Raw genomic sequence first — 8,458 nt, forward strand, 5'->3', positions numbered from 1 at the left:
TTCGGGTTCTCTCCGGGCGCTTCCCTTCGGTGTTCACCACCTTAGCGGACCCCCGGATCATTTCCTAATCCGGTCCCGGCCGGTGGATTTCAGAGCACCCGGAATTACTTCCGGGGACCACGAAAAGGCCCGGTCAGGGAGGTTTTCTGCTGAGGTGTTGTCGCCTACCGGACACGGGCAGAGGGTCGTGACGACCGCTTTCCACTGTGTCCCGCTTCAGGCGACTCGACCTACGTTACGACTCCCCGGCAGCGGCGTCAAGTCTCGTCGGCCGACGACGTGGCTGGTGTGCCCGGTAGGGGCTCACGGTCGGGTCGCCCGCGATCCAGAACCGCCAGGGATGGGCGGCCCCTTCGCCGCCCACGCCGGTGCGCGGACCCGCGCTGACCAGCCGCGGCTTCACGGGAGTGCCCGTCAGCACGCGGAACGGCGAGGCCGGGTCGTCCCCGCAGGCGTCCGAGCCGTCCAGGAGCCGGTCCACGCCCAGGGCCGTCGCCAGACGGGCCGGCCCCTTCGCCAACTCGGCGTCCCTACGGGCCGACACCCGCCGCGCGCGGGCCAGGTCCGCGCCCTCCACCATCTCCCCGGCCCGCAGCAGGACCCCGCTCGCGTGCCCCTCGGGTCCGCAGACCAGGTTCATGCAGTGCCACATGCCGTAGGTGAAGTAGACGTAGACGTGGCCGGGAGGCCCGTACATCGTCGCGTTGCGGGACGTCCGACCGCGGTAGGCGTGGCTTCCCGGGTCGATCTCGCCCGCGTAGGCCTCCACCTCGGTGAGGCGCACCCGCATCTCCCCCTCGGGTGTCGTCCTGACCAGCACGCGCCCCAGGAGGTCGGGCGCGACGTCGAGGACGGGCCGGTCGAAGAACGCGCGCGGCAGAGGTGTGGCCGGGTCGGACGCGGTGGCCGGGGTGCGGTTCACGGGTGCGGTGTCTCCGGACGATCGGACGATCAAGGGGGCGGGCGGCTGACTAGGCTAGCCGGGAGACAGCGCCACGCGACGAGGAGGTCCGTAATGTCCGATCCACGGAGGCGTCCCCTTCCCCATGACTTCCACCCGCCGGTGCCCGCGTTCGCGGTGGAGAGCGACGACGTCAGGGAGGGCGCGCGGCTGAAGGACGCGCAGGTGTACGCGGCGGGGAACGTGTCGCCGCAGCTGCGCTGGTCCGGCTACCCGCCGGAGACGAAGAGCTTCGCGGTGACCTGCTTTGACCCGGACGCGCCGACCGGCAGCGGGTTCTGGCACTGGGTGGTGTTCGACATCCCCGCGACGGTCACCGAGCTGCCCGCCGGTGCGGGGAGCGGCGACTTCGCGGCCCTGCCGCCCGGCGCCGTGCACGCGCGCAACGACTACGGGACGCGCGACTTCGGGGGCGCCGCCCCGCCGCCCGGGGACGGGCCGCACCGCTATGTCTTCACGGTCTACGCCGTGGACAGCGAGCGGCTCGGCCCCGACCAGGACGCCTCCCCCGCGTTCGTCGGCTTCAACCTGCGCTTCCACACCGTCGCGCGCGCCCAGCTCGTGGGTGAGTACGAGATCCCGGCCGGGGACTGACCGCGGGGCCGTGTCCGGCCCGTAACGGTCCCGCGTCACCTTCTGTTCGCCTCTCTGTTCCGCCGCGCGGGCGGGTAGCTCTCCTGTGCGTGGTTCTCCACGCGCAAAATGCATTGTCGGGCCTGCTCGGCGGGGGGACAGTGGTGCCAGCCGCCGGCGGGGCGGGGAGGGAACGGGAGGTGGGCGGGGTGCGGCAGACCCTGGTGCTCAACGCGACGTACGAGCCGCTGACGACGGTGTCGCTGCGTCGTGCGGTGGTGCTGGTCGTCCAGCACAAGGTGGTGGTGGAGCAGGCGCATCCCGGTCTGCGGGTGCGCGCGGCGGCGGTGGACCTGCCGGTGCCGCAGGTGATCAGACTGCGGCGGTACGTCAAGGTGCCGTTCCGACAACGGGCCCCGTGGTCGAGACGCGGTGTCCTGGTCAGGGACCGGCACCGGTGCGCGTACTGCGGGCGGCGTGCGACCACGATCGACCATGTGGTGCCGCGTTCGCAGGGGGGCGGGGACACCTGGCTGAACACGGTGGCCGCGTGCTCGGAGGACAACCAGCGGAAGGCGAACCGCACGCCCGTCCAGGCGGGGATGCGGCTGCTCACGCAGCCGTTCGAGCCGACTCCGGCGGCGGCGCTGCTGCTGGCGGTCGGCGCGCGTGACGGGGACGCGCTGCCGGACTGGCTGCTCGCGACCGAGGGCGCGGCCTCGGCCTAGGCGGGCCGGCGGGACGTACCGCGCATGACGACGCCCGCTCCTCCTGTACGGGAGGGGCGGGCGTCGTGATGTGCGGCGGCAGGGGCGCCGTCACTCGATGCGGGGCTGCTCGCGGGTCGGGGGCTTGTCGAAGCTGGGGCCGTCGCCGTTCCCGCCGGTCCCGTCGCCGTTGCCGCCCGGGTTGGTGAAGCGGCCGATGTTGCCGCCGAGGCCCTTGAGGGCGTCGCCGAGCTCGCTCGGGACGATCCAGAGCTTGTTCGAGTCGCCCTCGGCGATCTTCGGGAGCATCTGGACGTACTGGTAGGAGAGGAGCTTCTGGTCGGCGTCGCCCGCGTGGATGGCCTCGAAGACCGTGCGGATGGCCTGGGCCTCGCCCTCGGCGCGGAGCGCGGCGGCGCGGGCGTCACCCTCGGCGCGCAGGATCTCCGACTGCTTGGCGCCCTCGGCCTGGAGGATCTCGGACTGCCGGACACCCTCGGCCTGGAGGATGGCGGCGCGCTTGTCGCGGTCGGCGCGCATCTGCTTCTCCATCGAGTCCTGGATGGAGGTGGGCGGCTCGATCGCCTTCAGCTCGACGCGGTTGACGCGGATGCCCCACTTGCCGGTGGCCTCGTCGAGGACGCCGCGCAGGGCCGCGTTGATCTCCTCGCGGGAGGTGAGGGTGCGCTCCAGGTCCATGCCGCCGATGATGTTGCGCAGGGTGGTGACGGTCAGCTGCTCGATGGCCTGGATGTAGTTGGACACCTCGTAGGTCGCGGCGCGCGCGTCGGTCACCTGGTAGTAGATGACCGTGTCGATGTTGACGACGAGGTTGTCCTGCGTGATCACCGGCTGGGGCGGGAACGGGACGACCTGCTCGCGCAGGTCGATGCGGTTGCGGATGCGGTCGATGAACGGGACGACGATGTTGAGGCCCGCGTTCAGCGTCCTGGTGTAACGGCCGAAGCGTTCGACGATGGCCGCGCTCGCCTGCTGGATGACCTGGATGGTCTGGACGAGCGCGATGACGACCAGCACCACCAGGACCACCAGCACGATGATGATGGGTCCCATCGTGTACTCCCCCTGCGTCTAGATGAGTTGGGATGATTGTCGATGAAGTGACCGGTCCATCACATCACGACGGCGGTGGCCCCGTCGATCTCAACTACGCTGACCTGACTTCCCGGTTCGTAGACGTCGTCCTCACCGAGCGCGCGGGCCGACCACTCCTCGCCGGCGAGTCTGACGCGGCCTCCGCTGCCGGTGACGCGCACGAGGACGACCGCGGTCCTGCCGATGAGGGCGTCCACTCCGCTGCTGAGCGCGGGGGAACCGCCACGCGCGCGGCGGGCGATGGGCTGGACGACGAGGATCAGGGCCGTCGAGACGACGGCGAAGACGACCACCTGCACGGCGATGCTGTCGGTGACCCCCGCGGCGAGGGCACCGGCGACGGCACCGGCGGCGAGCATGCCCAGCTCGGGCATGGCGGTCAGGACGAGGACGATCGCGAATCCGCCGGCGGCGACGAGCCACCACACCCAGAAGTCCACGGGGTCATGGTAGAGCGGGTGACCGGGTCGCGAACAGGCCTCGTCCCGGGAACGGGCCGGGACGAAGCGGGGATGGGCGGGTGGGAGGAAGCGGGGATGGGCGGGCGGGAGGAAGCGGGGATGGGCGGGCGGATCAGCCGAGCGGCAGGCCGCGGGCGGTCCAGCGGTCGCCCTGGCGTTCGACGACGAGGGGCAGGCCGAAGCAGTGCGAGAGGTTGGCCGAGGTGAGGGTCGTCTCCAGCGGTCCCGCGTGCAGCAGCCGGCCCTGGCGGACGAGCAGGACGTGCGTGAAGCCGGGGGCGATCTCCTCGACGTGGTGCGTGACCATGATCATCGACGGGGCGTACGGGTCGCGCGCGAGGCGGCCGAGACGGCGGACGAGGTCCTCGCGGCCGCCGAGGTCGAGTCCGGCGGCCGGCTCGTCGAGCAGGAGGAGTTCCGGGTCGGTCATCAGGGCGCGGGCGATCTGGGTGCGCTTGCGCTCGCCCTCGGAGAGGGTGCCGAACCTGCGGTCGAGGTGGCCGCTCATGCCGAGCCGGTCGAGGAACGCGCGGGCGCGGCGTTCGTCCATCTCGTCGTAGCTCTCCTGCCAGCTGACGGTCATGCCGTAGGCGGCGGTGAGGACGGTCTGGAGGACGGTGGCGCGGCGGGAGAGCTTGTCGGCGAGCGCGCTGCTCGCCATGCCGATGCGGGGGCGCAGTTCGAACACATCGACGTGCCCCAGCTCCTCACCGAGGATGCGGACGCTGCCCGAGGTGGGGTAGAGGTAGCTGGACGCCACGTTGAGCAGGGTGGTCTTGCCCGCGCCGTTGGGGCCGAGGATGGCCCAGCGTTCGCCTTCGGCGACCGACCAGGAGACCTTCTCGACCAGGGGCCGGCCGTCGCGGACCACGGATACGTCCACCAGCTCCAGTACATCGCTCATGCGCGCGGTCTCTCCCCTTGCAGTCGCTGTCAGTCAAAACCTACGCCACCGCCTCCCGCGCCCTGTCGTCAGGAGGGTTGTTGGGCATTCTTCTCTAAGGTAGAGGGCATGCTCATCGAACCTCGTGCGGGGCGGCTCGCCGCCTGGGGCAATGCGCTGTTCGCCGGACAGGTGGCGCCCGACGACGCCGCGTCACGCGCGGTGGGCGACGACACGGTGCACCGCGTCGTCGGCCTGCCGGGCGAGGCGGGGCCGGTCGGGCTGACGCTCGCGCTCGGCCGGATGCGGGCCCAGGGGGTGTACGGGCTGCGGATCGCGCTGCCGGCGCCGGGGCATCCGCTGGGGCTGAGCGGGCCGCCGGAGTTCAACGCGGCGGCGCTCGCGGCCGGCGAGGCCGTGCTCGCGTCGGGCGCTCCGCTGGGTCTCGTGCCCGAGGTGAAGGAGGCGGGGCCCGCCGGTGACGTGCTGACCGAGGTGGTGTGGCGGTGTCTGCCGGTGCGGCAGGCGCCCGGGGCCGACGTGCCGTCGCTCGGCGAGGCGGAACGGGAGCTGGCCGAGGTGCTGCGGGACGCGACGGAGGCGCTGGCGCGTCTTGACGTGGCGGGGGCGGGGCCGGTGGCGCAGGCGCGGCTGGCGGCGTACCGGGCGCGGATGGAGCGGGGGCGCCAGGTGCTGGCGCCGGGCTACCCGGTGCGCGCGGTGCGGGTGCTCGAACTGGCGCAGCGGGTCGGTGCGCTGGTGGCGATCGCGGTGGAGCCGGACGGGATGGCGCCGGGTGCGGTGAGCGCGGGGCAGATCGCGGAGCGGGACCGGTTGCTGCGGCCGGTGGAGCGGGCAGCGCGGCGGGCGCGGGTGGCGGCGTACAACGCGTACGCGGAGTCGTGGGAGCGGCAGCGGGATTAGCGGTGCGGCAGAGGGGCTGACGGGGCGGGGACGGGGAAGGCCCCTCGGACCTGGGTCCGGGGGGCCTTCGTGTCAGCTGCCTGTCGGCTGCGTCGTGTCGTCCGTCGTGACGAGGTCAGTCGATGACGCCGACGTTGCCGAACGCGGGGTTCAGGATCCCGATGACGTTGATGGAGTTGCCCACGACGTTCGGGGCGACCTCGACCGGGACCTGGATGACGTTCCCGGAGATGACACCCGGGGACTTCACCGCCTTGCCGGCGGCTTCCGCGTCGGCGGCGGCGGAACCCGCGCCGGCACCGATGGCGGCACCGGCGGCGGCCAGCACGAGGGCGGCCTTCTTGGCAGTGTTCATGGGTTGTGCTCCTCTTGGACGTTGCTGTGCGCGCGACTCCTTGGGCACGGAGTCACGTGTTGCACAACGCGCGGGCCGAAGGCACGGCACGGGCTCGGGGCCCGTTACGCACGATCGGCCCAACGCGTCCGAGGCGGCGTCCGTCAGAAGTTGACGCTGTGGTTGCCGAACACCGGGTTGAGGACACCGATGACGTTCACGGAGTTGCCGGTGGCGTTGACCGGGACGTGCACGGGGACCTGCACCTCGTTGCCCGCCACGACGCCCGGGGAGGCCACGGCCGCGCCGGTCGCGTCGGAGGCGGCGGAGGCGACGCCGGAGGCGGTGGCGGCGATCCCGCCGACCATCAGGGTGACGGCGGCGGCCTTCTTCAGGTTCTTCACTTCTCTTGACCTTCCTCGCACGTTCGCCGCGGCCAGCCGCCGCGGCTCGCCATGGAGAACGGCGCCACGCCCGGGAGGGTGCGCCGTACGGGTGACATCCACACGACCGTATGAATCTCAGCCCGGAGGGGCTCCCGGGTTTGGTGGGACAGGGCCGAATGGGGTAACGGGGTGCTGCCCCGCCGGGGCGGGGATCAGTCGGACAGCCCATGACGTACGGCCCACAGCGCCGCCTGGGTGCGGTCGGCGAGGTCCAGCTTCATCAGGATGTTCGACACGTGTGTCTTGACGGTCTTCTCGGACAGGACGAGCGCGCGGGCGATCTCGCGGTTGGAGCGGCCCCTGGCGATGAGGCCGAGCACCTCCGTCTCCCGTTCGGTCAGCGCGCCCGCCCGGGTGCCGCCGCCCTGGGACTCCTGGACGAGCAGGGCGGCGGCGATCTCGGGCTCCAGCAGGACGTGCCCCGCGTGCACGGACCTGATGGCGCCGGCCAGCGCGTCCGGGTCGATGTCCTTCTGCACGTACCCGGCGGCGCCCGCGCGGAGGGCGGGCACGACGGTGCGCTGCTCGGCGAAGCTCGTGACGACGAGGACGCGGGCGGGGTTGTCCAGCTCGCGCAGCCTGCGCAGGGCCTCGATGCCGTCGCCGCCCGGCATCTTGACGTCCATCAGGACGACGTCGGGGCGCAGTTCCTCCGCGCACGCCACGGCGGCCGGGCCGTCGGCGGCCTCGCCGACGACCTCGATGTCGTCCTGGATCTCCAGGAACGTGCGCAGACCGCGGCGCACGACCTGGTGGTCGTCCACCACGAGGACGCGGATCACCTTCGCCAGGTCAGCCACCCGGCACCTCCATCTCGATGACGCAGCCCGCGCCGGGGGCCGACCTGACTGCCAGGGTGCCGCCGACCGCGGCGGCACGGTCGCGCATGGACACGAGGCCGAGGTGGCGGCCCCGCGCCCGTACGGCTTCGGGGTCGAAGCCGGTGCCGTCGTCCGCGACGCGCAGGACGGTGGCGCCGCCGCGGCGGCGGACGGAGACCTCGACGAGGGCGGGCGCCGCGTGCCGCAGCGCGTTGTGCAGAGCCTCCTGGGCGACCCGCAGCAGGGCCTCCTCGTGGGCGGCGGGCAGGGCGCGGGGCTCCTGGCAGCTGAGGGTGACGCGGGCCGGGTGCGCGCGGTCGAGGACGTTGACCTGGGCGCGGAGCGTGGCGAGGAGTCCGTCCTCGTCCAGGGCCGCGGGGCGCAGTTCGATGACGGCGGCGCGCAGTTCCTCGGCGGCCTCGGCGGCCAGCTCAGCGATCTGGCCCAGCTCGCGGCGCGCGCGGGCGGGGTCGCGGTCCAGGAGGGCGGTGGCGGCCTGGGCGGTGAGGCGGAGGGAGAAGAGCTTCTGGGAGACGGCGTCGTGCAGTTCGTGGGCGATGCGGGCGCGTTCGTCGGCGATGGTCAGCTCGCGGCTGCGCTCGTAGAGGCGGGCGTTGGTCAGGGCGATGGCGGCGTGTTCGGCGAGGAGGCGGAGGAGGTCCTCGTCCTCGGTGGTGAAGGCGCAGCCGTCGGCGGGGGCGGGCGTCGGGTGGCCGATCCGTTGTGCCGCCGGGCCCCGCTGTCTTCCCGCCGGGCCCCTTTGTTTTCCCGCCAAGAAGAGTGCGCCGAGGACTTCGCCGTCGTCCGTGATGGGCATGCCGAGGAAGTCGGACATCTCGGGGTGGGCGGACGGCCATCCCCCGAAGCGCGGGTCGAGGCGGACGTCGGCGAGGCGTACGGGGGTGGCGGAGGTGAGCATGGCGGCGAGGATGCCGTGCTGGCGCGGGAGGGGGCCGATGGCCTTCCACTGGCGGTCGCTGACGCCGTCCACGAGGAACTGGGCGAAGCCCCCGTTGCCGTCGGGGATGCCGAGGGCGGCGTAGCGGGCGCCGAGGAGGTCGCGCGCGCTGCTGACGATGGTCTGGAGCACGTCCCGCACTTCGAGGGTGCGGTTCATCGCGAGGAGCGCGGCGCTGACGGCGGCCAGTCCGGTACGGGGGGCCATGCACCGACCGTAACGCGTCGGGGCGGTGGCGGGATCGGGCGGGCGCAGGGGGCGCGTAGGGCGCTGG

11 protein-coding genes are annotated in these 8,458 nt (G+C 72.7%); 3 read left to right on the top strand and 8 right to left on the bottom strand.

Features of this window, described 5'->3' with window-relative positions; genetic code table 11:
• Positions 1-235 precede the first annotated feature (235 nt).
• A complete protein-coding gene (locus tag ACL02R_RS29705; protein WP_412800063.1) occupies positions 236-922 on the bottom strand; it encodes a DNA-3-methyladenine glycosylase in 687 nt (228 codons plus the stop codon).
• Positions 923-1,015: 93 nt separating this feature from the next.
• Between ACL02R_RS29705 and ACL02R_RS29710 the strand changes: the two genes are divergently transcribed.
• Complete coding sequence (locus ACL02R_RS29710; protein WP_412800064.1) at positions 1,016-1,555, top strand: YbhB/YbcL family Raf kinase inhibitor-like protein; 540 nt, start codon at positions 1,016-1,018, stop codon at positions 1,553-1,555.
• 188 nt (positions 1,556-1,743) lie between these two features.
• The gene (locus ACL02R_RS29715) at positions 1,744-2,262 is read left to right on the top strand and encodes an HNH endonuclease (protein ID WP_362966544.1); all 519 of its coding nucleotides are present in this window, start codon (positions 1,744-1,746) and stop codon (positions 2,260-2,262) included.
• Positions 2,263-2,352: 90 nt separating this feature from the next.
• On the opposite strand, the gene ACL02R_RS29720 is transcribed toward ACL02R_RS29715, so the two are convergent.
• The 3 genes from ACL02R_RS29720 to ACL02R_RS29730 form a co-directional block, all read right to left on the bottom strand.
• Positions 2,353-3,315, bottom strand: coding sequence for an SPFH domain-containing protein (locus tag ACL02R_RS29720; protein WP_412800065.1), 963 nt, complete (start codon positions 3,313-3,315; stop codon positions 2,353-2,355).
• A gap of 59 nt (positions 3,316-3,374) precedes the next feature.
• A complete protein-coding gene (locus ACL02R_RS29725) occupies positions 3,375-3,797 on the bottom strand; it encodes an NfeD family protein (protein WP_362966548.1) in 423 nt (140 codons plus the stop codon).
• Between the two features lie 133 nt (positions 3,798-3,930).
• Entirely contained in the window at positions 3,931-4,722 is a 792-nt protein-coding gene (locus ACL02R_RS29730; protein ID WP_412800066.1) for an ABC transporter ATP-binding protein, read from the bottom strand.
• A gap of 108 nt (positions 4,723-4,830) precedes the next feature.
• Here ACL02R_RS29730 and ACL02R_RS29735 point away from each other — a divergent pair, with 108 nt between their 5' ends.
• Complete coding sequence (locus ACL02R_RS29735) at positions 4,831-5,625, top strand: hypothetical protein (RefSeq protein WP_412800067.1); 795 nt, start codon at positions 4,831-4,833, stop codon at positions 5,623-5,625.
• 115 nt (positions 5,626-5,740) lie between these two features.
• Here the strand turns inward: ACL02R_RS29735 and ACL02R_RS29740 are convergent, their stop codons facing one another.
• The 4 genes from ACL02R_RS29740 to ACL02R_RS29755 all read right to left on the bottom strand — a co-directional run bounded on the left by ACL02R_RS29740 (position 5,741) and on the right by ACL02R_RS29755 (position 8,391).
• Positions 5,741-5,980, bottom strand: a complete 240-nt coding sequence (locus ACL02R_RS29740; RefSeq protein ID WP_412800068.1) for a chaplin — start codon at positions 5,978-5,980, stop codon at positions 5,741-5,743.
• Between the two features lie 143 nt (positions 5,981-6,123).
• Complete coding sequence (locus tag ACL02R_RS29745) at positions 6,124-6,363, bottom strand: chaplin (protein WP_362966556.1); 240 nt, start codon at positions 6,361-6,363, stop codon at positions 6,124-6,126.
• A gap of 194 nt (positions 6,364-6,557) precedes the next feature.
• Positions 6,558-7,196: a response regulator gene (locus ACL02R_RS29750; RefSeq protein ID WP_412800070.1), complete on the bottom strand. Its 639-nt coding sequence runs from the start codon at positions 7,194-7,196 to the stop codon at positions 6,558-6,560.
• A 1-nt stretch (position 7,197) separates the two neighbouring features.
• On the bottom strand, positions 7,198-8,391 hold the full coding sequence (locus ACL02R_RS29755; protein ID WP_412800069.1) for a GAF domain-containing sensor histidine kinase: 1,194 nt from the start codon (positions 8,389-8,391) through the stop codon (positions 7,198-7,200).
• Positions 8,392-8,458 lie beyond the last annotated feature (67 nt).

It is taken from the genome of Streptomyces sp. MS19 (assembly GCF_047200595.1).
Lineage (GTDB): Bacteria > Actinomycetota > Actinomycetes > Streptomycetales > Streptomycetaceae > Streptomyces.